The 24,253-nt window shown below is 36.1% G+C and carries 20 protein-coding genes, 1 tRNA gene and 1 riboswitch; of the genes, 6 read left to right on the plus strand and 15 right to left on the minus strand.

Annotated elements, in window-relative coordinates; translation table 11 throughout:
• Positions 1-15: 15 nt before the first annotated feature.
• The 7 genes from HMPREF2619_RS04445 to HMPREF2619_RS04475 all read right to left on the minus strand — a co-directional run bounded on the left by HMPREF2619_RS04445 (position 16) and on the right by HMPREF2619_RS04475 (position 8,378).
• A complete protein-coding gene (locus HMPREF2619_RS04445) occupies positions 16-3,201 on the minus strand; it encodes an SIR2 family protein (RefSeq protein ID WP_070459369.1) in 3,186 nt (1,061 codons plus the stop codon).
• Positions 3,202-3,212: 11 nt separating this feature from the next.
• Positions 3,213-4,487 carry a DUF2130 domain-containing protein gene (locus HMPREF2619_RS04450; protein WP_070459372.1) on the minus strand — a complete coding sequence of 425 codons (1,275 nt, stop codon included), beginning with the start codon at positions 4,485-4,487 and terminating at the stop codon, positions 3,213-3,215.
• An 80-nt stretch (positions 4,488-4,567) separates the two neighbouring features.
• Positions 4,568-5,365 carry a formate/nitrite transporter family protein gene (locus HMPREF2619_RS04455; protein ID WP_070459375.1) on the minus strand — a complete coding sequence of 266 codons (798 nt, stop codon included), beginning with the start codon at positions 5,363-5,365 and terminating at the stop codon, positions 4,568-4,570.
• A 389-nt stretch (positions 5,366-5,754) separates the two neighbouring features.
• Positions 5,755-6,552: a formate/nitrite transporter family protein gene (locus tag HMPREF2619_RS04460; RefSeq protein WP_070459378.1), complete on the minus strand. Its 798-nt coding sequence runs from the start codon at positions 6,550-6,552 to the stop codon at positions 5,755-5,757.
• Positions 6,553-6,623: 71 nt separating this feature from the next.
• On the minus strand, positions 6,624-7,271 hold the full coding sequence (locus tag HMPREF2619_RS04465) for a hypothetical protein (protein WP_070459381.1): 648 nt from the start codon (positions 7,269-7,271) through the stop codon (positions 6,624-6,626).
• 66 nt (positions 7,272-7,337) lie between these two features.
• Positions 7,338-7,751 (minus strand): hypothetical protein, encoded by a 414-nt coding sequence (locus HMPREF2619_RS04470; protein WP_070459602.1) that lies wholly within the window; start codon positions 7,749-7,751, stop codon positions 7,338-7,340.
• A gap of 117 nt (positions 7,752-7,868) precedes the next feature.
• Positions 7,869-8,378, minus strand: a complete 510-nt coding sequence (locus HMPREF2619_RS04475; protein WP_049526583.1) for a QueT transporter family protein — start codon at positions 8,376-8,378, stop codon at positions 7,869-7,871.
• A riboswitch (PreQ1 riboswitch) is annotated at positions 8,376-8,473 on the minus strand. (Overlaps the previous gene by 3 nt.)
• 28 nt (positions 8,474-8,501) lie before the next feature.
• On the opposite strand from HMPREF2619_RS04475, the gene HMPREF2619_RS04480 reads away from it, so the two are divergent.
• The 3 genes from HMPREF2619_RS04480 to HMPREF2619_RS04490 all read left to right on the plus strand — a co-directional run bounded on the left by HMPREF2619_RS04480 (position 8,502) and on the right by HMPREF2619_RS04490 (position 9,567).
• Positions 8,502-8,936 carry a GtrA family protein gene (locus tag HMPREF2619_RS04480; protein ID WP_070459384.1) on the plus strand — a complete coding sequence of 145 codons (435 nt, stop codon included), beginning with the start codon at positions 8,502-8,504 and terminating at the stop codon, positions 8,934-8,936.
• 71 nt (positions 8,937-9,007) lie between these two features.
• Entirely contained in the window at positions 9,008-9,388 is a 381-nt protein-coding gene (gene mscL, locus HMPREF2619_RS04485; protein WP_049502776.1) for a large conductance mechanosensitive channel protein MscL, read from the plus strand.
• A gap of 107 nt (positions 9,389-9,495) precedes the next feature.
• Positions 9,496-9,567, plus strand: a tRNA-Arg gene (locus HMPREF2619_RS04490).
• A gap of 46 nt (positions 9,568-9,613) precedes the next feature.
• Here HMPREF2619_RS04490 and HMPREF2619_RS04495 read toward each other — a convergent pair.
• From HMPREF2619_RS04495 to HMPREF2619_RS04510, 4 genes are all read right to left on the minus strand, one after another.
• Positions 9,614-10,780 (minus strand): MFS transporter, encoded by a 1,167-nt coding sequence (locus HMPREF2619_RS04495; protein WP_070459387.1) that lies wholly within the window; start codon positions 10,778-10,780, stop codon positions 9,614-9,616.
• Between the two features lie 75 nt (positions 10,781-10,855).
• A complete protein-coding gene (locus HMPREF2619_RS04500; protein ID WP_070459390.1) occupies positions 10,856-11,719 on the minus strand; it encodes an XRE/MutR family transcriptional regulator in 864 nt (287 codons plus the stop codon).
• A 2-nt stretch (positions 11,720-11,721) separates the two neighbouring features.
• A complete protein-coding gene (locus tag HMPREF2619_RS04505; protein ID WP_070459393.1) occupies positions 11,722-13,623 on the minus strand; it encodes an ABC-F family ATP-binding cassette domain-containing protein in 1,902 nt (633 codons plus the stop codon).
• Positions 13,624-13,701: 78 nt separating this feature from the next.
• Positions 13,702-14,907: a DUF4352 domain-containing protein gene (locus tag HMPREF2619_RS04510; RefSeq protein WP_070459396.1), complete on the minus strand. Its 1,206-nt coding sequence runs from the start codon at positions 14,905-14,907 to the stop codon at positions 13,702-13,704.
• 416 nt (positions 14,908-15,323) lie between these two features.
• Here HMPREF2619_RS04510 and HMPREF2619_RS04515 point away from each other — a divergent pair, with 416 nt between their 5' ends.
• Together HMPREF2619_RS04515 and HMPREF2619_RS04520 are read left to right on the plus strand one after the other, a co-directional pair.
• Positions 15,324-17,042 carry a phospho-sugar mutase gene (locus HMPREF2619_RS04515; RefSeq protein WP_070459399.1) on the plus strand — a complete coding sequence of 573 codons (1,719 nt, stop codon included), beginning with the start codon at positions 15,324-15,326 and terminating at the stop codon, positions 17,040-17,042.
• 257 nt (positions 17,043-17,299) lie between these two features.
• Positions 17,300-17,647, plus strand: a complete 348-nt coding sequence (locus HMPREF2619_RS04520) for a DUF6568 family protein (RefSeq protein ID WP_060955649.1) — start codon at positions 17,300-17,302, stop codon at positions 17,645-17,647.
• Positions 17,648-17,684: 37 nt separating this feature from the next.
• Here the strand turns inward: HMPREF2619_RS04520 and HMPREF2619_RS04525 are convergent, their stop codons facing one another.
• The 4 genes from HMPREF2619_RS04525 to mutY all read right to left on the minus strand — a co-directional run bounded on the left by HMPREF2619_RS04525 (position 17,685) and on the right by mutY (position 21,770).
• On the minus strand, positions 17,685-18,494 hold the full coding sequence (locus HMPREF2619_RS04525) for an MBL fold metallo-hydrolase (protein WP_001279898.1): 810 nt from the start codon (positions 18,492-18,494) through the stop codon (positions 17,685-17,687).
• A gap of 1 nt (position 18,495) precedes the next feature.
• Positions 18,496-19,845, minus strand: a complete 1,350-nt coding sequence (vicK, locus tag HMPREF2619_RS04530; protein WP_070459402.1) for a cell wall metabolism sensor histidine kinase VicK — start codon at positions 19,843-19,845, stop codon at positions 18,496-18,498.
• Positions 19,838-20,542: a response regulator YycF gene (gene yycF / locus HMPREF2619_RS04535; protein WP_049508493.1), complete on the minus strand. Its 705-nt coding sequence runs from the start codon at positions 20,540-20,542 to the stop codon at positions 19,838-19,840. Before yycF ends, vicK begins: the two co-directional genes overlap by 8 nt.
• 64 nt (positions 20,543-20,606) lie before the next feature.
• Entirely contained in the window at positions 20,607-21,770 is a 1,164-nt protein-coding gene (gene mutY / locus HMPREF2619_RS04540) for an A/G-specific adenine glycosylase (protein WP_070459405.1), read from the minus strand.
• 177 nt (positions 21,771-21,947) lie between these two features.
• Between mutY and HMPREF2619_RS04545 the strand changes: the two genes are divergently transcribed.
• Entirely contained in the window at positions 21,948-24,227 is a 2,280-nt protein-coding gene (locus tag HMPREF2619_RS04545) for a Xaa-Pro dipeptidyl-peptidase (RefSeq protein ID WP_070459408.1), read from the plus strand.
• Positions 24,228-24,253 lie beyond the last annotated feature (26 nt).

Here is a 24,253-nt window from a genome sequence, read left to right on the forward strand (position 1 = left end):
TCTTTTTTACAAATTTTAATTAACTATAATTCTTTGTAATTCCTCAATCTCTGGAGGAGGACAATTGTTCTGTTTTTGAATATGTTGTAATACATTTCGTCTTTCATCTAAAGATAATAATGGGAGTATACTTTTGATGCCGTCTAAATAAAAAATATCATTCTCTATTTTATCGGTCTCCATTAATTTCAGAAACATTTTTTTCAACAAATCAAAATTGTTAAGTTCTTCATGATTCAATTTATAATTCATCCCTCGTAAAGATAATTTCTGGTTATAAGTTGTTATGTAATCACTTAATCCCTCTATAAATAAAGCAAACCTATTTTTTTTAAGATTTTCATTATATAATAAATAAAAAATTGTCACTAAATAATTTGCACTTGAGTCAAATTTGAATAATGCTCCCAACCATTCTTTAAAATATCTAAATTCATAGTCTTCTGTAAAAATGATGTTTATCATTTGACTATAGTTATTCTTTGATAAAGAAAATGATTCAATAGTTGGATCTACCCTCTCTAAAGCAACTAGATAAACTTTATCAAGAATTTGATTGTCCTCAATTTTTTTGTTTAGAATATCCCTTACTACATCTGTGAAAACATCCGCAGCTTCGATAGTAATTGTAGAATGATAATACGCAAATCCTAAAAAGGTGTTGTAAGTTACATTGATTCTGTTTGGATTGTATTCATTTAATAAAATACCTTGAGCAAACTCCCTATAATCGGTATCTGTTACTGAATTTATTATTTGAATAATTACATCTCTATAACTTGAATGATTTATAAATAATGATATTAAACATTGAAAATATGATCCCATTTCACTATTTATAAAATGAAGTATATCTAATTGTTTATTATCACCTTTTGGTGTTGAGAGTTCATTCACATTGATACTAAGTAATTTTTCAAAAATATCTATATCCGTATTTTGTTGTTTTATATGATATTCAAAGAATTTCCGATCGTTAGAATCAAAACTTTCTTTGTTAAATCTTTTTAAATATTTTTCTCTAACAATCTTTCTCAAATTTTCTTCTATTTCAGGAAAACTGATAATTTTTACATATAATCTCTTATATTTTGGATATAAGTCATCTATACGATTTTTCAATAAATCAGAAACTTTATTAGATATTTCATTTGATTCTTTTAAAACAGTAATCAAGAAATTTTCCGTTTCATTTATCGTCTTTTCTTCCAAAAATGAAGAACCTCTTTGTTCCTTTTCGGCGTTGACTAATATCTCTAATACTCTAGATTCATCGTACTCTACAAGATTTTCTTGAGTTATATATGAAAATTGTGAAACAAAACCTCCTTCTAGTGAAGATATCCAATTTCTATAAGTTTTTTTTGGTATTTCAATATTTTTTTCTCTAATAATACTTCTGTGTTCTTTGATAAAAGTGTTTAATTCCTCTCCAAAGTGAATATTTGAAAAATCAATTTTATCAATTAACCTCTTGATAAATTCTAAATCCAAATTAATTTCATTATCCAATTGAACAAGCAATTTTTGAATTAATATAGTACTTATTAAGTCTTCAGAATCACTTTCTAAAAACTCTTCCTCTTCAATAAATAATTTTTTGGACTTTACAAGCTCATAAAGAAATTTAACAACATCATACTCTTTTAATTGATACTCTATAGAGTAGTAATTATAACTTAAAAATTCTGGATTATTTAGTATGGACATTAATTTGTTAACACATTCGTAATTTAAGTTAACTTCTACTTCACTATCTTCCTCTATATATAAATCACGATTTTGCTGTTCAAAAGCACTTACTAGCCAGTAACCCAAAAGAGTTTTATCTTTATTAAAGTTAGAGTTAACGATATATCCATCTTTGGATATAATTTCTCTCAGTTCATTAAGCTTATTATTATTTGTAAAACTAGAAATTTTATTATCTATCGCATAATTATAGACAAAGAATACATCATCTATAAAGTAATTTTGAGAGCCTTCATAAATTATTTTATAAATCACATCCCACTCATTATCACTTAACTTTTCAATATTCTTAACAATAAACTTCCAGAATGGAAGAACAAAACTTTTTTTAACTACTTTTAGAGTATTACCCTGAAGCAGAGCCGTTAACATTAGCTGATCTAGTTGATCATTATCATTTTCAATAACCTTATCTAAAACAGATGATAGATACTTAAAATCATTAGAAATACTATCTAGATTTTTATTATACTCTTCTTGATTTATAGAAGGATTCAAAAGATTGTTCCACTGATTATAAAAATCATGTGTACCCAATTTTTCATTAATATCAGCAACTAATTTTTTTACAAAAAGAGGTAATTTCTCAAATTCATCTCCGTACCAAATAATCTGAGTATGATTCTCTGAGCTAAAAACTCCTTCAACAACACCTCTATAATGTTCATCAACTCTCTGATTACCTGTGTTCTCTGACTTCATCAAGGCATAGTTCTTACTATCTTTACAAAGTAAAGATAAAATTTCATCTTCTTCAAGACCTGCTCCAATAAATAAAACAGTAGGTTTTGTCTCTTTAAACCATGTTACTAAATTTTCAAAATTTTTCCTATTTTTTAAATAGGTTTTTGAATAATCTGCGGATGAACTTACAAAATACTTTACATCACAATCTGGTGTTCCATGGATATGTAGAACATCACCAAATTGTAGCTTCCCATTCTTGTTCTTAGTAAATTCATTGAGATCATTAATAGTAACTACAGAATTCTTTAAACGTTTAATATGATTTTCAATTTCATAGTCGTAGTTAGAAGTAATAAATATTGCATTCAAACTTGCTAAAGCTTCTACTGTTTGATTAACTATTGAATATGGTAATAAATTTTTAAAATATCCTTTTTCAAAATCTAGTCGTCGCTTTTCAAAATCTTCACCAAAAACTTTTTTTAATTCATAGTTTACTAGATCCACTTTACGTTTATTACTAATACTAGATTTGCTAATTAAATCAAAAACTACGTGATGTTCTCTTCCAAGCCTTTTTTCACCACTTACCGATAAAACTTGTCCTTGCCAATACTTAATAAGATGTTCAATATAATTGTTCCAATTAGGATAACCTTGAGCAATTGAAACTCCTGCGCCAATAAAAATTACTAAATTAAACTTTTTTATAGCCTCGGTTACATCATCTATCAAATTTTCATAATTAAGATCATCTTCCATAACTTATTTCCTCACTCCCTCTCAAGTGCTTCAAATTTCGCTTTCATAGTCGGATTCTTCCGAGTCAATTTTTTGACAGAAACATCATCCAATTTGTTATTAGCCAAGCGGAGTTGGTTTTCTGATGTTGTTAGGAATTTCTTGACTTCTTCCATCCGTTTGATAGCCTTGTCAATTTCGTCAATGGCCTTACCAAAGTTAACAGAAGCTGAATTATAGTTCTTTGCAAAGGCTACCTTAAAGGCATCCAAGTCTTCCTCGAAATGCGTAATGTCAATATTTTGCTCGCGAACCAAAGCCAATTCCTGCTTGTATTTGAGAGAATTCAGTGCAGCATTGCGCAAGAGTCCAATCAAATGGATAAAGAACTGGGGACGAATGACATACATCTTCTCATACTCGTGGCTGACATCGACAATCCCTGTATTGAAGTAGTCGTTATCAGCCTCAAGCATACTTACCAAAACTGCATACTCACAGTTTTTCTCACGGCGGTCCTTATCCAACTCTTTGTAAAAATCCGCATTCTTATGTTTCTTCTCTGTCCCGTCTGCTTCATTTTTCATCTCAAACATGATGGAAATGAATTCTAGTCCATTTTCATCAAAATCACGGAAGATAAAATCGCCCTTAGAACCACGTGCTGAAACCTTGTTGTCTTTTTCAAAGTAGGCATTTGGAAAGGCAAAGCTTCGAACCTTGTTAAACTCACTTTCTGCATAGTGTTCCAAACTTTCACCGATTGCCTTGGTTGATTGTTGCGCCTTGAAATTCTTGTAAAATTCAACCTGCTCACTAGCTGCCTTGAGCTGCGCTTCATAATTTTGTTTCACCGAAGCAAGAGAAAGCTCGTTTTCTTTTTCTTGTAAGAGGAGCTGATTTTTAACCTGATCGCGTTCTTTCTCTAAGTCAGATAGAGTCTTTTGTAGTTGATTTTCATGCTCCAAGCGCAAGGTAGCCAATTGATTTTCGAGAGCTTGGACTTCTTTTTCTTTCTCTAGCAAGCTTTGACTAGCACTTTGCTCTACCTCTTTCTTAGCCAATTCTTTTTCTGTATCAAAGTTGTTAATTTGACTTTGAAGCTGGGCAATTTCTTGGTCTTTTTGAGCCAGTTTTGCCTGTTGTTCATTTAAAGCTTTTTGCTCTACTAAAGTCAATTCTTGCTTGATTCGTTCATGCAATTCCTTATCAAACTCTGCAGTGCGAACTTGAGAAAGTAGTTCTGCATATTGGCTTTCATTGACTGTAAATACTTCGCCACAATTGGGACATTTAATCTCGTTCATGTTATTCCTCTATATTTATCTATTCTACATTCATTATAGCATGGATAAACAAAAAGAAAAAGTTGGAATGAATCCAACTTTTAATCTACGTATGTATCTTCGTTTTTATTTAAGAAGGCGTAAGGTAATCCCATCAGTAGACCACCACCAATAAAGTTACCAATAAAGGTTACACCCCAGTGACGAAGAATATTTCCAATACCGAAGTTTGCAATTGAATCAGCAGCAACACTGAATTTCACGATAGCAAATGATGCAAAGTTTGCGGCAATGTGCTCGTTTGTTAAGAATACAAACATGTAAATTGCTGAAAGAACCAACCAAAGTTTAGCACCACCATCTTTTACTAAAACAAATGAAAGAATTGCGATATTTACAAAGACATTAGCCAAGATAGCTTCAAGCAAGACTAGTTCATTTGAACGGCCCAACTTCATTTCCACAACTCCAGAAATAAAGCTATCATGTGTTAGGTTTGCATAAGCCGCTGAATGGGCAAAGCCCCATCCTGCTATAAGAGCACCGATCAAATTAAAGAGTGTACAATATAAAAGGATTTCAGCTGTTTTTCTCCAGCTAATCTTTTTCAAAAAGCTACCAGCTGTCAAGAACATCATGTTAGATGTTACCAATTCAGCATTCAAGAAGACAGTGTAAGCCAATCCCCAAGCGAAAACAAATGGGAAGAGGAAACGTCCACTACCTGGAGCAATCTTATTAATCAAGTCAGCTCCAACTGCACCAGCTGCTGTACTAAATGTTAAGAATGCACCAGCAAACATTGAACGAATAGCATACTTGAATTTACTTTGACTGTAAAGACTTTCCTTTTTCTTACAAGCAAACTCAATTTTTGAGATAAATTCTGAAGAAACCATATAAACTCCTAAAACTTTTATTTGTGAATATTATAACATAAAATCGAAATTATGGGAAGGCTTTCTTAATTCTATTTACAAAATTTTTATCACTTTTAGCAATCGTTTCCATTTGCTTTGTATCAGCATCTTTAATGTTTTCAACTCTTTATTTTCAAATTCTCTACTCTATATATTTAATATATGTTTTCGTTTTGTTTTATACTGAATTTACAAAAGAGTCTCTTTAGTTTTCAGCTAAAGTCCATGTACTAATAATATGTTTGAATTTATAGACAGTGAAAATAACGTTTTTATCAAAAGGTTCTTTGGACAAAAAAATCGAGGTCTGGATTTTTAGTCCCGACCTCCTCAATTATTAATATTCATTTTATTTTCAAAAGCTTGTCCTAATCAACATAGGTCTCTTCATTTCTATTAAGATAAGCGTATGGTAAACCTATCAGGAATCCTCCACCAATCAAGTTAGCAATGAAGGTAACACTCCAATGACGTAGGATATTTGGAATATCAAAGTTAGCAATCTGATCAGCTACAATGCTGAATTTGATAATGCTAAAAGATGAAAAGTTGGCTGCAATATGCTCGTTAGATAAGAAGACAAACATAGAAATAGCTGACAAGATAATCCAGAGCTTGGCATTGCTATCCTTAACCAAAATTGAATATAGAATGGCAATATTTACGAACATATTTGCCAAAATCCCTTCCAACAAGACCAACTCACTAGGTCGTGCCAGCTTCTTGGCTACAATCTTTGAAAGATAACTGTCGTGTGTCAGGTGTGAGAAAGCCGATGAATTAGCAAAGCACCAACCTGCTAACAGAGCGCCAACTAAGTTGAAAAAAGCACAATAAAGTAAAATGATAAAGGCTTTTTTCCAATCAATCTTCTTCAAAAATGTTCCAGCTGTCAAGTACATCATATTTGAGGTAACCAACTCTGCATTCAAGAAAACGATATAAGCAAGTCCCCATGCAAATACAAAGGGAAATAGGAAATATCCAGCACTTGGAACGATGCTATTGAGTAGATCAGCACCTATGGCACCAGCGGCTGTACTAAAGGTTAAGAAAGCACCGGCAAACATCGAGCGAATGGCATATTTAAACTTACTTTGGTCAAATAAACTTTCTTTCTTATGGCAATAATAATCAATCTTTGAAATAAATTCTGACGAACTCATATAAACCCCTTAAAATATCATTGTTAATATTATAATATAAAATATTTTAAGTGGAAATAAATTTTTGTCCTTTACATTTGAATGTTTTTACTAGCAGCAAAAGATTCAATTTCTTCTGCAGTCAACCCAACCAGCTCTGAAAGCCACAAGCCCACAATATCTGACAAAACAGAATCACAAATATATTCATTCTCACCATGACCATATTTACAAGTAAATAGTGGAGTTCTTATCGCTGATTGATAAAATTTTAGGGCTAACTCTTGCAGTTTCTCAGGGTGAAATTCGAGTCCCAACTTTTGTGCAAGTCCAGTTCTCACTTTATCCCAATCTTCACCTTTTGACTGATAATTTTCTCGTGCTTTGTCGATAAATCCCTGACTGAATTTTACCAATAAATCCTTGTTTTGATAGAGCAAACGACAGGAAAAGTCTGAGATAGAATCAGCATGAAGTAAGAAGGTAAGCAGGTCATCAAGGCTTTCTGCCACTCTCCCAACTTGGCCTTCACTCCCTATAAAGCCGATACTCTCATCCTCAAGAATTACATATTCTCCCCCACTACCGTCTTTAGCAAAGGCTATGGGCGAAAGAGAATAAACTTCATTGTTCTGAGAAAATTCAACCTCTTTCAACTGGTCATAAAAGAGAATATCGCATTCTTGCATCAATAAAAATCTTAGTTGTTTATCTTCTCTTATTACTTGTAGTTGATTCATATTAGCTACTCTCCTGGCTTTGACAATTGTCACAAGTGACAACAATTCAATTTTAGCAATCGACTCTTAATAATAATAGATTTTAATATGGCACTTCTTGGCCACATTGGCAAGATTTTTCACTAACTCCTCGTTTCTTTTGCTTTTCCCAAAATGAAAAGTAAAAGATTTTCCATCTTTCCTTGTAAAATACAGATGATACCTGTCCCCATTCATTCTTCTCCCTCGAATGTAATCAATATCAATCTGTCTAATTTCAGCTAGAGGAACAATCCTTTTTCTAAAAAGAATAATCGTGTGAATGTATAATCTTCCCTTTGCAATATGAAAAGGATCCAACATACTCCCACCACTTTTTAAGGATGTCTTAACTCTTTGGAAAAAAAGATAGAAATAAAATAGTGCTAAAAAAATTAACAAAAATCTAATGACCTGATTTTTCCAAAGGACTTCAAAAACTGAAATACGATAACTATACATATTAAAATAATCCCTTTTTTCTTTATTATACCACTTTTTTTGAGCTTCTAGGTTGGTGGACAAGGAAAAAGACTGAACAAAGTTCAGCCCTTTTTAATAATATTTGATGTGATATCTTTATCTGGTCAAATCAAGACGTTTACCGATTTTTCCGATAAGAATAGCACCAACAATGAGTGAAGCGAATTCTCCGATAGCAGTTGTAAACCAAGTAAAGAAGAAAGGTGCTTCTGCTACGATGTTCAATTCAGCAGCAATGGTGATCATTGAAATCGAAAAAAGAATTGAAAAGAAGAAATGATCTTTTCGGATCAATCCATTAAAAAGATAATCTTTACTATATTTGCTAAACAACCATACTCCTAAACTTAGGAAGACAAGCGTAGAGCCTCCACCAACTGCGACATCGATGATTCCAAAACTGAAGAAATTTGCAATCATACATCCAAGAGTAACACCGATAATGTACTTAGGATTGTATAAGGCAAGGAAATTCATCATTTCAGAAATACGGAACTGATAAGCACCGTAACTGATAGCATTAAGGGGTGGTGTGATTGTCAAAACCACATAAATTGCTGCGACAATGGCAATATCTGCCATATCACGGATAGTTAGTTTTTTCATGTTTTCTCCTTTAGCGATTAACCCGCGTAAAATATGCTTGGTGAAAGAAGCTAAGCACCAAGGGTTGAGCAAGCCAACCTTACAAGTATAGCACATTTATGTCCTTTATGCTATACTGTTTTTATGAAAATATCCATAAAAAAATTTTTCGACAATGAAATCCTCTCCTACTTATTTTTTGGAGTTGCAACTACACTTGTTTCTATCATTGTTCGTATCACTATTTTTTACTTTTTCCAACAAGAATTATGGGCGACTGCTCTGGGAAATATAACTGGAATTTTGTTTGCTTTTTTCACCAACGATACCATTGTTTTTAAACAGAAACGAAAAAATTGGTTCAAGCGTCTGATAAAGTTTACGACTGCAAGATTCGTAACCTTCCTCTTAGACCTACTTCTGACCTTTATTTTTGTGACGAGTTTCCCCAATATTATCGGTCAGTTTGTAGGTGATAATCTCAATACTATCAATACAATTGAGACTATTTTTGCACAAGTTACTATCATAGTCCTCAATTACATCTTCAGTAAAGTTTTTGTTTTTAAAAAACAATAAGCATACTTCTTGCATTCAACAGATGATTAAGTTATAATTTAGATTGTAAAAATTTCGAAAGGAAAAAGAAAATGTTAAAAGATCTTAAAGAATTTTTGCTCCGCGGTAATGTTGTAGACCTTGCTGTCGGTGTGATCATCGCTTCTGCTTTTGGTGCTATCGTTACTTCATTTGTTAATGATATCATCACTCCACTCCTATTGAACCCAGCCTTGGAAGCTGCGAAAGTACAAAACATCGCTGAGCTTGCATGGAATGGGGTTACATATGGTAAATTCTTGAGTGCTATTATCAACTTCCTAGTTGTTGGTACTGTTCTATTCTTTGTGATTAAAGCAATGGAAAAAGCTCAAAATCTTCGTAAAAAAGAAGAAGTCGCTGAAGAGGCACCTGCTGGTCCAACTGAGTTGGAAGTTCTTCAAGAAATCAAAGCTCTTCTTGAGAAAAAATAATAATATAGAGGATTCGGTTCAATACTGAATCTTTTTTTATTCTCCTTTTACTGAGCTTAGAAAAAACTTGAGTTCAGCTCTCTTTTTTGATATAATAATTAAAGTTTCCACCCTTAGTGTAATGGATATCACGTAAGATTCCGGTTCTTGAGATGGGGGTTCGATTCCCTCAGGGTGGATTGATGAAAACAAAAAAAGCAACGGTACCGTTGCTTTTTTTCTGTGTTACCCTTGTCTTTGAATATAGATCATTGATACCAACGAAAGAAGAATAACTCCGAGTCCGATGATTAAAAAGGAAACTAATTGCACACTTGGTAAAAATGTCATTACACCTTTCGCAATCGGCATAAAGAGAATTGCCAGTGTAAAAATGGTACTCAATACCCTCCCAAGATAGTCTCCATCAACCTTGGTTTGTACCTGAGTAAAGAAGTGAATATTAAAAATTGTCATAAATAATTCACAAACTAGGTTTCCTGAAAAAGTGAGAAAATTAGGTAGTGGCAAGCCCATCATGAAAACTCCTACTCCTGTTAAAATCAATAAGAATAAAAGTGTATTCATGCTCGATTTAAATTTATTTGCTATCAGTGCTCCGATGATTGAGCCAATTGCACCCATGGTTAAGATAGTCGCATAGGCTCCTTCTACACCATAGAGTTTATTTGAAAAAGGGAGCAAAAACTCAAAAGCTGCAAAAAAGAAATTCACACTGGAAGCCACTAACAAGAGAAAGAAAATTTCTTTTTGATGCCTGATATAGTGCAAGCCATCTTTGATATCCGCAAAAATATCTTTCCCAGTGAAACTCTTCTGCTCTTGAACCTTTGGTTCTTCTTTTGGAAGTAAAGCAACTAGAGCAAAAGCAATGAAAAAAGTCAGTGCATCTAGTAAGAGCGTCATGTGAAGACTTGCAAATTGTAAAACAAGGAAAGAAAGCACAGGAGAACTAACACCAATAACCTGCAAAACTAACTCCAAACGAGAGTTATAGGTCACTATCTCGTCTTTCTCTACAACCTCCGTTATAATAGCTTTATTAGCAGTGCGAGAAAATGCAAAGGCAATCGCTTGAACAATATTAGCAAAGATCAATGCTCCAATCATCCAGCTGTCGTTCCTTATAAAAGAAATAGCCAGACAAAGAATTCCACAAACCAAGTCGGTCGTCATCAAAATCTTGCGACGGGAAAAACGATCTGAAATCACTCCACCAAAAGGATTGACTAGAATGGATGTAACGAGTTCAGAAATCTGATAAATCCCTAGAACGGTTTGCCCAATCGTTCCCATCGATGCCAACCAAACACTATTTCCATAATCATAGAGCATATTTCCTAGTTTGTTAATAGCTCCACGACTAATCAACTGTACTGCATATCGATTCATAAAAACTCCTCTCAAATTTTGAAACTATTGTATCAAAACTTGAAGGAGTTTCTCATTTTTCCCATATTTGGGAAATTAATCTTTTACAAATTTATCGTAATGTTCCTGATAGTAAGCTACCTGCTCCGGAAGACCTAGCACATCAAAAATATGCATGGCTTCCTGCATTTGTTTACAACCTTCTTCTTTTTGCCCCTTCTGATAAAGAGCAAATCCCTTAAGAAAGTGGAAAACATTACGCTCATAGAGTTTGATGCTCTTACCTATGATCTTCTCTATATAAGCTTCAAAGTAGTTGGCATTTTCAAAAGCAAGATGTTCTAAACAATGCTGGTAACAATTAAGAGCTAAAATCAAGACCAGTTTTCGATGGCGTCCAATTTCTTTGTAGAAATCCTCCCTCTCCATCACTTCTCTACCAAGGCGAGTAACATATTTCACATCATAAAAGCTATAGAGATTGCCAAAGAGGATCAACTCATACATGGTCCATTCATCTGTTTGGAAAAGATAATCTGCCACCTTATCCAGATCACCTTGCTTCATAGTGAAGCTAGCATCTCTTTGACAAATCAGACCTTGTAACAAAATCCAGTTCAGCTCAAAATAGAGGGGATTTGTTGAACTCTTAGCCTTTTCAAGTTGTTCTTCTTGAAGCTTTTGAAAACCTGCAATATCATTTGAGTAGTAAAGTGGAATAATCTGAGCCATCAAGCCGACATGCTCATGATGTTGAAAATTTCTAGTCTTATCCATAAAATTCTCAATCGTCACATGAATATTATCTAATATTTCAAAGAAACGAGATGCAACCAGATCCGACTCCCCCAATTCAAAGCGGGATAATTGAGAGGTCGAACAGGCCTCTCCTGCAGCTTCTTTTAGAGAGTAATTTTTACTGATTCGAAATTCACGAAAGACTTTTCCAAGATGTTCCATCTTTACACCTGCTCCGATAATTCTTCCCACTCTAACATAGCTTCTTCCTGACGCTGGGTGATCTCATCAAGTTCTGCTTGTAATTGCATGAGTTCATCTGCATCATTGGTGGTATGCATTTGTTCAGAGATAGCTTGGGCTTGCGTTTCCAATTCTTCTATTTCTGTCTCAAGACTTTCGATTTGTCTCATCAATTTACGCAGTTGTTTTTGACTCTCTTTTTGGGCATGGTAGTCATTAACTGGAGAAACTTCTTTTTCTTGGTCAACAGCTGCCGCTTCTTCTGCTTGGCTAGCTGCTAGCTCTACTTTTTTATCAACATAATAGTCATAATCACCAAGATAAAGTGTTGATCCATTCTCAGATAATTCCAGCACATGAGTGGCAACACGGTTGATGAAATAACGGTCGTGGCTGACAAAGAGAAGAGTTCCATCAAAGTCGATCAATGCATTTTCCAGAACTTCTTTGCTATCAATGTCCAAGTGGTTGGTCGGCTCATCCAGAATCAAGAAGTTGTTGTTTTCCATAGACAGTTTAGCAAGAAGCAAACGAGCTCGCTCACCACCTGAGAGCATTCCAACAGATTTCTTAACATCGTCACCAGAAAAAAGGAAGGCACCTAGGCGATTACGGATTTCAAGTTCAGGTGTCAATTTGAAATCATTCCAGAGTTCGTCTAAGACTGTATTGCTCGGTGTCAGTTTGCTCTGAGTCTGGTCATAGTAACCAACCTCAACATTGGCACCAAAGCGCTTTTTACCCTTGATAAAGGGAATTTGGTCCACAATGGATTTAATAAAGGTTGACTTACCAATACCATTAGGACCAACAATGGCAATAGCGTTCATCTTACGAAGGTCGAGGTTGATGGGTTCTGATAAAATTTCACCATCATAGCCAATGGCAGCATTTTCAACTGTCAAAACAACATTACCAGATACTCTATCAGAATGGAAGGTCATATTAGCTGATTCCTTGCCAGCTTCAGGCTTGTCCAAGCGCTCCATTTTCTCCAGTTGCTTGCGTCGAGATTGAGCACGTTTAGTTGTCGATGCTCGAACAAGATTTCGGTTAACAAAGTCTTCTAAGGCAGCGATTTCCTTCTGTTGTTTTTCATAGTTCTTAGCTTCAGTCGCGAGTTTTTGCTCCTTCTGCTCCACAAAACTTGAGTAGTTTCCTACATATCTGTCCAAAGAATGCTTAGTTAAGTCAAGTGTTATGGTTGCAACCTTATCGAGGAAATAACGGTCATGGCTGACGATAATCAAGGCACCACTGTAGTTGACCAAATAGTTTTCTAACCAGGCAATCGTTTCAATATCTAGGTGGTTAGTCGGCTCGTCCAAGACCAAGAGATTAGGCTTTTCAAGGAGCATTTTGGCAAGGGCTAAACGGGTATTTTGACCACCGGAAAGCTCAGCGATTCGCATCTGCCACATGGACTCGTCAAACTTGAATCCATTTAAGATAGAGCGAATATCGGCTTCATAGGTAAATCCTCCAGCCTGACGGAAATTTTCTGATAGGCGATCATAGACAGACATAAGTTTGTCTAATTCTGCCCCAGTTTTTTCCCCCATCTCCAACTCCATCTGTCGAAGTTGTCTTTCAGTACAACGCAAGTCATCAAATACATGTAGCATTTCATCGTAAATTGTATTTTCAGACTCAAAGCGACTATCCTGTGCTAGATAAGAGAGGGAAATATCTTTTTTCTTATTGATTTCACCAGTGGTTGGCTCCTCTTCTCCAACCAATATCTTGAGTAATGTAGACTTTCCTGCACCATTTTTTCCAACGAGGGCAATTCGGTCTCTTTCATCTACTTGTAGGTTTATATTATCAAAAAGAACCTCTCCTGCAAAAGAACGTTCAATTTTATTAGCTTGTAAAATAATCATGTAACTATTTTACTATCTTTTTTCATTTTTAACAATTCTAACTAAAAAAGTTCGAGCTTTTCACCCGAACTTTTTATATTAGTAACCGATACCTCCACGGAATGTGCGAGCCATATCTTTTAAATCATAGTTCTTAGAAGATGTATCGATAGTCCATTTACCATCTTTCTTAGTCATTTTAATTTCATACCCTTCTCTTTTCATATTATCACTAGTATCAAGAGGAGTTGACTCAAATTGACTTGGTGCATTCTCTAAAATGTATTTCTCACCAGCTTTCATAGCTTCTGAGTAGTTGCTATATTTTCCTTTATTTTCTTCATAGAATTTACGGCTTAATTCATGAACGTTCAAATTATCTAAGTCGATTGTTTCAGGTCTTACATAAATAACTGCATAATCAGGTAGGTAAGTTTTTACTTTATAATCAACTTTTGCTCTTTTAGCATTGGCTTTGATATAGGCTTCTGCAAATGTACGAAGTTCAGAATCAGATGGTTTGTAGTTGTAGAATCCTTTACCAAATGACTCGATAAATTTCTTAATGAATTCTTCTCTGTCAGTCTTCACATCATTTGAGATACCATCGTTTTCGTTAGAAGAACTCTTTTCATCAGATTTTTTATCTTCAGATTTCTTGTCTTCGGACTTATCTGATTTTTTGTCCTCGAGTGCGACAATTTGAGTTTTATCATTAGTGAAACTTACGTTTGATGCTCCTCCAGTATTTTCTCCATCAAGAAAAACAGCATCAACATATTTTTTCATTGCTTCTTTAGCTTCATCGATATGATCTTCATATTTACTTGGATCAACCTTGATAGCTACGTCATTATTCTCTTTTGCATTTTCTTTTACATCTTCATAAAAGCTTGGTGCAAAGTGAAGCTCATATTTAGCATCCTTATCAACTTCGTAAACAACATAACCAGCTACACTCTTACCTTTAGAGAGGCTATCACCATAGTCCATAAATTTAGTTTTACTATCTGATTCATAAACTTGGATTGGTTCAACCTTTTCATCTTTTTCATTGTAGAGTGTGATATCTCTGTTTGTAAAACTAAACTTTTTATCACGATTATTTTTAATTTCTACTTGAAGAGCAAGGTAATGAGAAGAGGAATCTTCATCTTTGGGCAAAACATACATTCCATCTTTAACCGAAACTTCAAAGTTGGAGTTTGATGCAGTACCGTTATCGCTTGCTTTTTTGTTTGATCCACAAGCAACTAGCGCTAATGCTGATAAAACTAAAGCAGAATGCTTAAGAATTTTGTTCATAAATAGAAAATCTCCTTTAATGATTTATTATATTCTACCATACACAATATAAAAGTCAAAATAGAAACCGAAATTATTAAAAATATCTTAAATTTATGTAATATTTTCTACTTTTTTTAAAGAAATTCATTTGATACATTAAAGAATTCCCTTATGTATCAAGTGATAAACAGAAATATTCTTAACACTTGCTTTTTAACAAAATATTCATTTATTCATTACAAATTTATATTTTGCCTCTGTCTACGACTAATGAATTTTGTAAAAAAATAATATAAACTTAAAAATATAATCAAATTTTGAAGTACCTAAATAAAAGTAAATTTCTTACATTTTAACTCATGCTAACGTTTTACTAAAACTTCAAATCATGGTATAATGAAGGCGATCAGATTATATATTAAAGGAGATTTCCTATGTCTTACCAAGAAAACTACCAAAAATGGGTTGATTTCGCAGAACTTCCAGACTACCTTCGTCAAGATTTGGAAAACATGGACGAGAAAACTAAAGAAGACGCATTCTATACCAATCTTGAGTTTGGTACTGCAGGTATGCGTGGATTGATTGGTGCTGGTACTAACCGCATTAACATCTACGTTGTCCGTCAAGCAACTGAAGGTTTGGCTCGTTTGATTGAGTCAAAAGGTGGAAACGAAAAAGAACGTGGTGTAGCCATCGCTTATGATAGCCGTCACTTCTCTCCAGAATTTGCCTTTGAATCTGCAGCAGTTCTTGCTAAACACGGTATTAAATCTTATGTTTTTGAAAGTCTTCGTCCAACTCCAGAACTTTCATTTGCCGTTCGTCATCTCAACTGCTTTGCAGGTATCATGATTACTGCTAGCCACAACCCTGCTCCATTTAATGGTTATAAGGTTTACGGTGAAGACGGTGGACAAATGCCTCCACACGACGCAGACGCTTTGACTACTTATATCCGTGCAATCGAAAACCCATTTGCGGTAGAAGTTGCTGATGTGGAAGCTGAAAAAGCTTCTGGCTTGATTGAAGTTATCGGCGAAGCTGTCGATGTAGAATACCTCAAAGAAGTCAAAGATGTGAACATCAACCCAGCCTTGATTGAAGAATTCGGTAAAGACATGAAGATTGTTTACACACCACTTCATGGTACTGGTGAAATGTTGGCTCGTCGTGCTCTTGCCCAAGCAGGATTTGACTCTGTTCAAGTCGTTGAAGCACAAGCAACTGCTGACCCTGACTTCTCAACTGTTAAATCTCCAAACCCAGAAAGCCAAGCAGCCTTTGCCCTTGCTGAAGAGCTTGGTCGTCAAGTTGGTGCAGATGTTCTTGTAGCAACTGACCCTGACGCTGACCGTGTTGGTGTTGAAGTTCTTCAAAAAGATGGTAGCTACCTCAACCTTTCAGGTAACCAAATCGGTGCTATCATGGCAAAATACATCTTGGAAGCCCACAAAAACGCTGGAACTCTTCCTGAAAATGCAGCCCTATGTAAATCTATCGTATCAACTGACTTGGTAACGAAGATTGCTGAAAGCTACGGCGCAACCATGTTCAACGTTTTGACAGGTTTCAAATTTATCGCTGAAAAAATCCAAGAATTCGAAGAAAAACACAATCACACTTACATGATGGGATTTGAAGAAAGCTTCGGTTACTTGATTAAACCATTTGTACGTGATAAAGATGCTATCCAAGCCGTTCTTGTCGTTGCTGAACTTGCTGCCTACTACCGTTCACGCGGTTTGACCCTTGCTGACGGTATCGAAGAAATCTATAAAGAATACGGCTACTATGCTGAAAAGACAATCTCTGTTACTCTTTCTGGTGTTGACGGTGCTGAGCAAATTAAAGCGATCATGGCTAAATTCCGTGAAAATGGTCCAAAAGAATGGAACGCAACAGAAATCACTGTCGTAGAAGACTTCAAAGCACAAACTTCTACTGCCGCTGATGGTACTGTAACAGCCTTGACTACTCCTCCAAGTGATGTCTTGAAATACACACTTGCTGATGGTTCTTGGATCGCAGTTCGTCCTTCAGGTACAGAACCAAAAATCAAGTTCTACATTGCAGTTGTTGGTGAAAGCAACGAAGATTCACAAGCTAAGATTGCTAACATCGAAGCTGAAATCAATGCTTTTGTAAAATAAAGCAACTATCTAAAGGTCGGGAAAAATCCTGACCTTTATTTTTGATGATGAAGTAAAAGCTGACTGTAATTTATGTCTTCTTTTAGCTCTTTTGAGCAAAACTTCAGTTTCTATATCTTTAAAGACACAGGAATATAGGACTAGAAAATCAGACTTAGTCTACTGATTTCTGTCCCACCATCTATTTCCGTATCAAAACTGAGCAATTTTAGCATTTTTATGGCATACTAGTTTTATCAAAAAAACGAGGTATTCTCATGGAACAATTTTTAGAAAATATCAAAGATCTTGAAGTGACAACAGTTGCGCGTGCTCAAGAAGCGCTCGACAATCAAGAAACAGCAACTTTCTTTATCGGCCGCAAAACTTGTCCTTACTGTCGTAAATTTGCTGGTACATTGGCTGGTGTTGTAGCTGAAACTAAAGCACACATCTACTTCATCAACAGTGAAGAACCAAGCCAACTTGAAGCTTTACAAGACTTCCGCTCACGCTACGAAATCCCAACTGTACCAGGATTCGTTCATGTTAAAAATGGACAAATCAATGTCCGTTGCGACTCTTCAATGTCAGCTCAAGAAATCAAAGAATTTGCTGGGTTGTAAGATAGTCTATAAAAAAGAAGGCATAGGCCTTCTTTTTTTATATATCAGTCAATGGGGTTGCGGTGTCTGGTGAAGTATCGTAAACTTGAAAGTCTACTCCTACTCCCAGATCTGCCTGAGCTAACTGATTGACCATGGTCATGTGGGCTAGCTCCTTGATATTATTCTCCTTAGACAAATGGCCTAGGTAAATCTTCTTGGTACGATTACCTAGTGTGCGAATCATGGCGTCTGCTCCATCTTCATTTGAGAGGTGGCCAAGGTCAGACAGGATGCGTTGTTTGAGTCGCCATGCGTAGGATCCTGCTCGCAGAATTTCCACATCATGATTTGACTCGATCAGATAGCCATCTGCATTCTCGACAATGCCAGCCATACGGTCACTAACATAGCCTGTATCCGTCAGCATAACAAAGCTCTTGTCATCCTTCATAAAACGATAGAATTGGGGAGCAACTGCATCATGGCTAACTCCAAAACTCTCAATGTCGATATCTCCAAATGTTTTAGTTTTCCCCATTTCAAAGATATGCTTTTGTGACGAGTCAACCTTACCGAGATACTTACTATTTTCCATAGCCTGCCAAGTTTTCTCATTGGCATAAAGATCCATGCCGTACTTACGAGCAAGGACGCCCACACCGTGGATATGATCTGAATGCTCATGGGTTATTAAGATAGCATCCAAATCCTCTGGTTTACGATTGATTTCACTCAAGAGGCTTGTAATTTTTTTGCCTGATAGTCCCGCATCTACTAAAATTTTCTTTTTTGGCGTTTCCAAGTAAAATGAATTTCCACTGGAACCCGATGCTAAAATACTGTATTTAAAACCGATATCACTCATTCTAGTCTTCTAGTTCATCCTCCCAAATCTCTTCTTTCACGGCATCTTTATCGTATGGAAGTACGATGGTAAAAGTAGAGCCCTTGCCATATTCACTCTTGGCCCAAATAAAGCCCTTATGTTGCTTGATGATTTCCTTGGCGATAGCCAATCCCAGTCCTGTTCCACCTTGGGCACGACTTCTTGCTCTGTCTACTCGATAGAAACGGTCAAAAATCTTCGGCAAATCTTGCTTTGGAATTCCTAAACCTTGGTCAGAAATAGACAAAATCATCTGATCATCTGTAGTCTTCATGCTTACAGTGATTTTTCCACCATCTGGTGAATATTTGATGGCGTTATTTAGGATATTATCTATCACCTGAGTCATCTTATCTGTATCAATCTCAATCCAGACGGAGTTAATCGGATAATCTCTCACCAACTCGTATTTCTTCTCATCATCCTGACTTCTCATCTTATCAAAACGATTGAGAATAAAAGTGATAAAGGCAGTAAAGTTAATCAACTCAACATCCAAGTGACTGGTCTCATTGTCAATCCGTGAGAGGTGCAAGAGGTCCGTCACCATCCGCATCATACGGTTGGTTTCATCCAGAGAAACCTTGATAAAATCAGGGGCAACTGGTTCTGTCAGGGCTCCTTCGTCCAAGGCCTCAAGATAAGATTTTACACTTGTCAAAGGTGTACGCAACTCATGACTAACGTTCGAAACGAAAAGCCTTCTCTCACGCTCTTCTTTCTCTTGTTCAGTCGTATCATGTAGGACTGCTACTAAACCAGAGATAAAGCCGGACTCTCTACGAATCAAGGCAAAACGCACGCGCAAGCTGATATACTCGCCATTCACATTTTGGGAATAAATCATCAATTCAGGACTTTGGGTAATGAGATCTCTCAGCTCATACTCTTCTTCAATTTTGAGTAACTCTAAGATATTTTGATTAAGAGCATCATCCCTTTCAACTCCAAGTTGTCTCTTAGCCATGTCATTGATCATGGTGATCTGGCCACGACGATTGGTCGCAAGTACCCCGTCTGTCATGTAGGACAAGATACTATGCAACCTTTTACTCTCTTGTTCCAGATTTTCCTGAGTCAAACGGATTACTTCTGACAAATCATTAAGATTGTTTGTGATATTGGTAATCTCTGAACTTCCCTGCATATCCAAAACCTGAGAATAATCACCAGCAATCAAATCCTTAACCTTCTGGTTTAATTGTCTAAGGCGAATATTATCGCGACGGCTCTCAAGCAGAAGAAAAGTCACTAGCATAATAAAGCCAATTAGGATGAGGATAAAGATAAAGTCACTCGTCAAAATTGTTTGTTTAATTACTTCAATCATTATTTCTCATGTAATATCCCACTCCACGACGAGTTAGGATGTATTCAGGTCTACTTGGTGTATCTTCAATTTTCTCGCGCAAACGCCTAATGGTTACATCAACTGTACGGACATCTCCAAAATAGTCATATCCCCAAACAGTTTCAAGAAGATGTTCTCGGGTAATAACTTGACCAAGATGAGAAGCTAAATGGTGTAAGAGTTCGAATTCACGGTGGGTTAGGTCTAACTCCTCACCATATTTCTTAGCCACGTAGGCATCTGGTAAAATCTCCAAATCTCCAATCTGCAGACTTTGTAATTTCGTTTCAGGTTCTTGGTTATCGACTGAAACAAGATCTGTACGACGGAGAAGAGCTTTAACACGGGCCTGTAGTTCACGATTTGAAAATGGCTTAGTCACATAGTCATCCGCTCCAAGTTCTAGTCCGATAACCTTATCAAACTCGCTATCCTTTGCTGAAAGCATGATAATTGGAACACTACTTGTCTTACGAATAGTTTTTGCGACCTCAAGTCCATCAATCTCTGGAAGCATCAAATCCAAGATAATAATATCTGGTTGCTCAGCTTCAAATTGTTCAAGAGCTTCACGACCATTAAAAGCAGTTACAACTTCATAACCTTCCTTGGTCATATTAAATTTTATAATATCTGAGATGGGTTTTTCATCATCTACAATTAGTATTTTTTTCATTTAGTCACCTTTTTCCTTATCTCATTATACCAAAAAAATGTAAAGAAGACACGAAAGACCGATACTAGCAGCTTCTTTTCAAGTAGGCTTGCCAGATCTTTTGCTGAGGTTTGGCTAGGGGATAATTGCTAAATTCTTCTGGACGTAACCAAAGGACTTCTCTATCAGCGTATTCCTGCGACTCAGCAACTCGCCCTGCAATTATCTGGATATGCCATTTACGATGGCTAAAAACATGCTTGACCTCTTCAAAACGTAGATCTTGCCAATCAACTTCTAAATCATAGTCTTGTTCAAAACTCTCCTGTGGAGATGGTCCAAGCTGTAAAATTGATTCCGCTACTTGACTAAAAAGGTCCAAGTCCTGAGTCTGGTCTGAAAATTCATCAACTTCAATCAAGGGAAAATGCCAAAATCCTGCCAAGAGTTTTTCACTCTCATTCTTCTCTAATAGGAACTGCCCCTGACTATTTTGCACCACAAGAGCCTTTAGAAAAATAGGGATTGGCTTTTTCTTTGGAGCCTTAATGGGATAGCAATCCATGGTCCCATGTTGGTAAGCAGCACTGAACTCCTTAACAGGACTCTCCTCAGGTCTTGGATTAACAGGAGCCTCAATATCTGAACCTAAATCCATCAAAGCCTGATTGAAATCACCTGGACGATCAGGATCTATTAGAACTTCCATCATCGCTTGAAATATTTTTCGATTGCTAGGATTTCCAATATCATGATTGACTTCAAACAAACGTGCCAAAACACGCATGACATTGCCATCTACTGCAGGCTGTGGAAGGTTAAAGGCAATACTAGAAATTGCACCAGCTGTATAAGGACCAATCCCTTTTAAGCTCGAAATATCCTCATAAGTTGACGGAAACTTGCCTTCAAATTCACTCATAATCTGCTGAGCGGCTATTTGCATATTGCGGACACGAGAATAATAGCCAAGTCCTTCCCAGGCTTTTAGTAAGCGTTCCTCAGGGGCATTTGCTAAGCTTTCTACGGTTGGAAACCATTCTAAAAATCGTTCATAATAGGGAATGACGGTATCAACACGAGTCTGCTGCAACATAATTTCAGATACCCAGATATGATAAGGATTCTTGCTTCGTCTCCAGGGTAAATCACGCTTGTTTTCGTCATACCAGGCTAATAATTTTTGACGGAAAGAGAAAATCTTGTCCTCTTCCCACATGGTCACACCATATTTCTCCAAATCTAACATATTTCTAGTATAGCATAACCTTTTAGGATACTCAAAAAATCAAGATAGGGCTTGTTAAAACACTCTCTTAAACTCTGTTAGAATACTAGCAATTTAATCTTTCCAAACCAGCTGATTCTATCATTTTCCCTTCTTTTTTGATATAATAAATTTAATGATTCTTCAAAGGAGGCATCTATGCGTTTTAATCAATTCAGTTACTATCCTGTAAGCCAGCAAGAAGCTTTACAGGAATTATCCAACCTTGGGTTCAAGCTTGATCAATCAAATTCTGATAAAGAACAGTTTGAAGCTTTTGTTAGAACTTATTTTTTCAATTACAAAAATACGGATTATCCCCTCTCAACTTTAGCGGTTGACAAAGAAACTGATCTACTCACTTTCTTCAATTCTGATCGTGAATTAACTTCAGAAATTTTCTATACTGTTGCCTTTCAGTTACTTGGTTTCAACTACTTAATAGACTTTGAAGATGGTCTAGCTTTTCATAAAGAAACGGCATTTCCTATTGTATACGGAGATTTGATTGACAATCTCTATCAACTCCTTAACACGCGCACTAAAAAGGGAAATACCTTGATTGATCAGCTAGTTAGTGATGGTCTTATCCCTGAGGACAATGATTACCACTACTTCAATGGAAAGAGTTTGGCTACTTTCTCAACTAACAATGTTATTCGTGAAGTTGTTTATGTAGAAACTCGTATTGATTCTGATAATGATGGTCTACCTGATTTAGTCAAGGTTAGCATCATCCGTCCGACTTACAATGGCAAAATTCCAGCAGTCATGACTGCAAGTCCTTACCATCAAGGAACCAATGATAAAGCTAGTGATAAGGCACTTTACAAAATGGAAGCTGAACTAGAAGTCAAAGAACCACACGAGATTAGCTTAGAAGAGCCAAGGATTAGTTTTATTGAGCCTGTTGGCCAAGCAGACCTCGTTCTAGAAGCTGAAGAAAAACTCACTCATATCAATAGCAGCTACACACTTAACGACTACTTCCTTCCAAGAGGATTTGCAAATATCTACGTATCTGGTCTTGGTACAAAGGATTCTCAAGGTCAGATGACTAATGGTGACTACCGACAAGTTGAAGCCTATAAAAATGTCATTGATTGGCTCAATGGCCGTTGTCGCGCCTTTACAGACCATAATCGTAAACGTCAAGTCAAGGCTGACTGGTCCAATGGTAAGGTAGCAACTACTGGTCTTTCTTATCTAGGAACAATGTCTAATGGTCTTGCTACTACAGGAGTTGATGGTTTAGAGGTCATCATTGCTGAAGCCGGTATTTCTTCTTGGTACAACTATTACCGAGAAAATGGTCTGGTAACAAGCCCTGGTGGCTATCCAGGGGAGGACTTCGATTCATTAGATGAATTAACTTATTCTCGTAATCTCTTAGCTGGTGACTATATTCGTGGAAACGAGGCTCATAAAGATTCTATAGAAGAACTGAAGAAAAATCTAGACCGTAAAACTGGGGATTATAACCAATTTTGGCATGACAGAAACTACCTCCTTAACGCTTCTAAGGTTAAGGCTGAAGTTGTCTTTACTCACGGTTCACAAGACTGGAATGTCAAACCACTACATGTCTATAAAATGTTCAATGCTCTTCCAAGCAATATTAAGAAACATCTCTTTTATCATAACGGTGCCCATGTATATATGAACAATTGGCAGTCTATTGATTTCCGTGAATCCATGAATGCTCTTTTGACGCAGAAATTATTGGGGCATGAAACTGATTACCGACTTCCAAGAGTCGTTTGGCAAGATAATACAGCTCCTCAAACATGGATGACATTAGATGATTTCGGAAATCAAACTGACCAAAAAACTTTCACATTAGGTACTGAAGAAGCTGTCATTCAAAACCACTATCAAGACTCAGACTTTGAACGTTTTGGAAAAACCTATCAAACCTTTAACAATGAACTCTATCAAGGGAAAGTCAATCAAGTTACGATTGACCTGCCAGTGACAGAAGAACTTCATCTCAATGGGCGTGTTAAACTAAACCTCCGTCTCAAATCAAGTACAAACAAAGGCTTACTATCTGCCCAACTTCTCGAACTTGGTCAAAAGAAATACCTACAACCATATCCAGGAGTTTTGGCTGCTCGTACTATTGATAATGGCCGTTACCATATGCTGGAAAACCTTTGCGAACTACCATTTAGCCCAAATGCACAGCGTGTTATCACCAAAGGCTATCTCAATCTTCAAAATCGTCATGATTTATTGAAAATTGAAGAAGTCAAGCCAGATGAATGGATGGAATTCCAATTTGAACTCCAACCAACAATTTACAAACTAGAAAAAGACGATACAATCCGACTCGTTCTTTATACTACTGACTTTGAGATTACTGTACGTGACAATACAGACTATCACTTGACTGTCGACCTTGCACAGTCTAGTCTTGAAATTCCATTCCAAAAGTAGTCAGTAAACCAGAAAACCCGTGATGA

Origin of the sequence: Streptococcus sp. HMSC074B11 (genome assembly GCF_001808705.1) — a bacterium.
Classification (GTDB): Bacteria; Bacillota; Bacilli; order Lactobacillales; family Streptococcaceae; genus Streptococcus.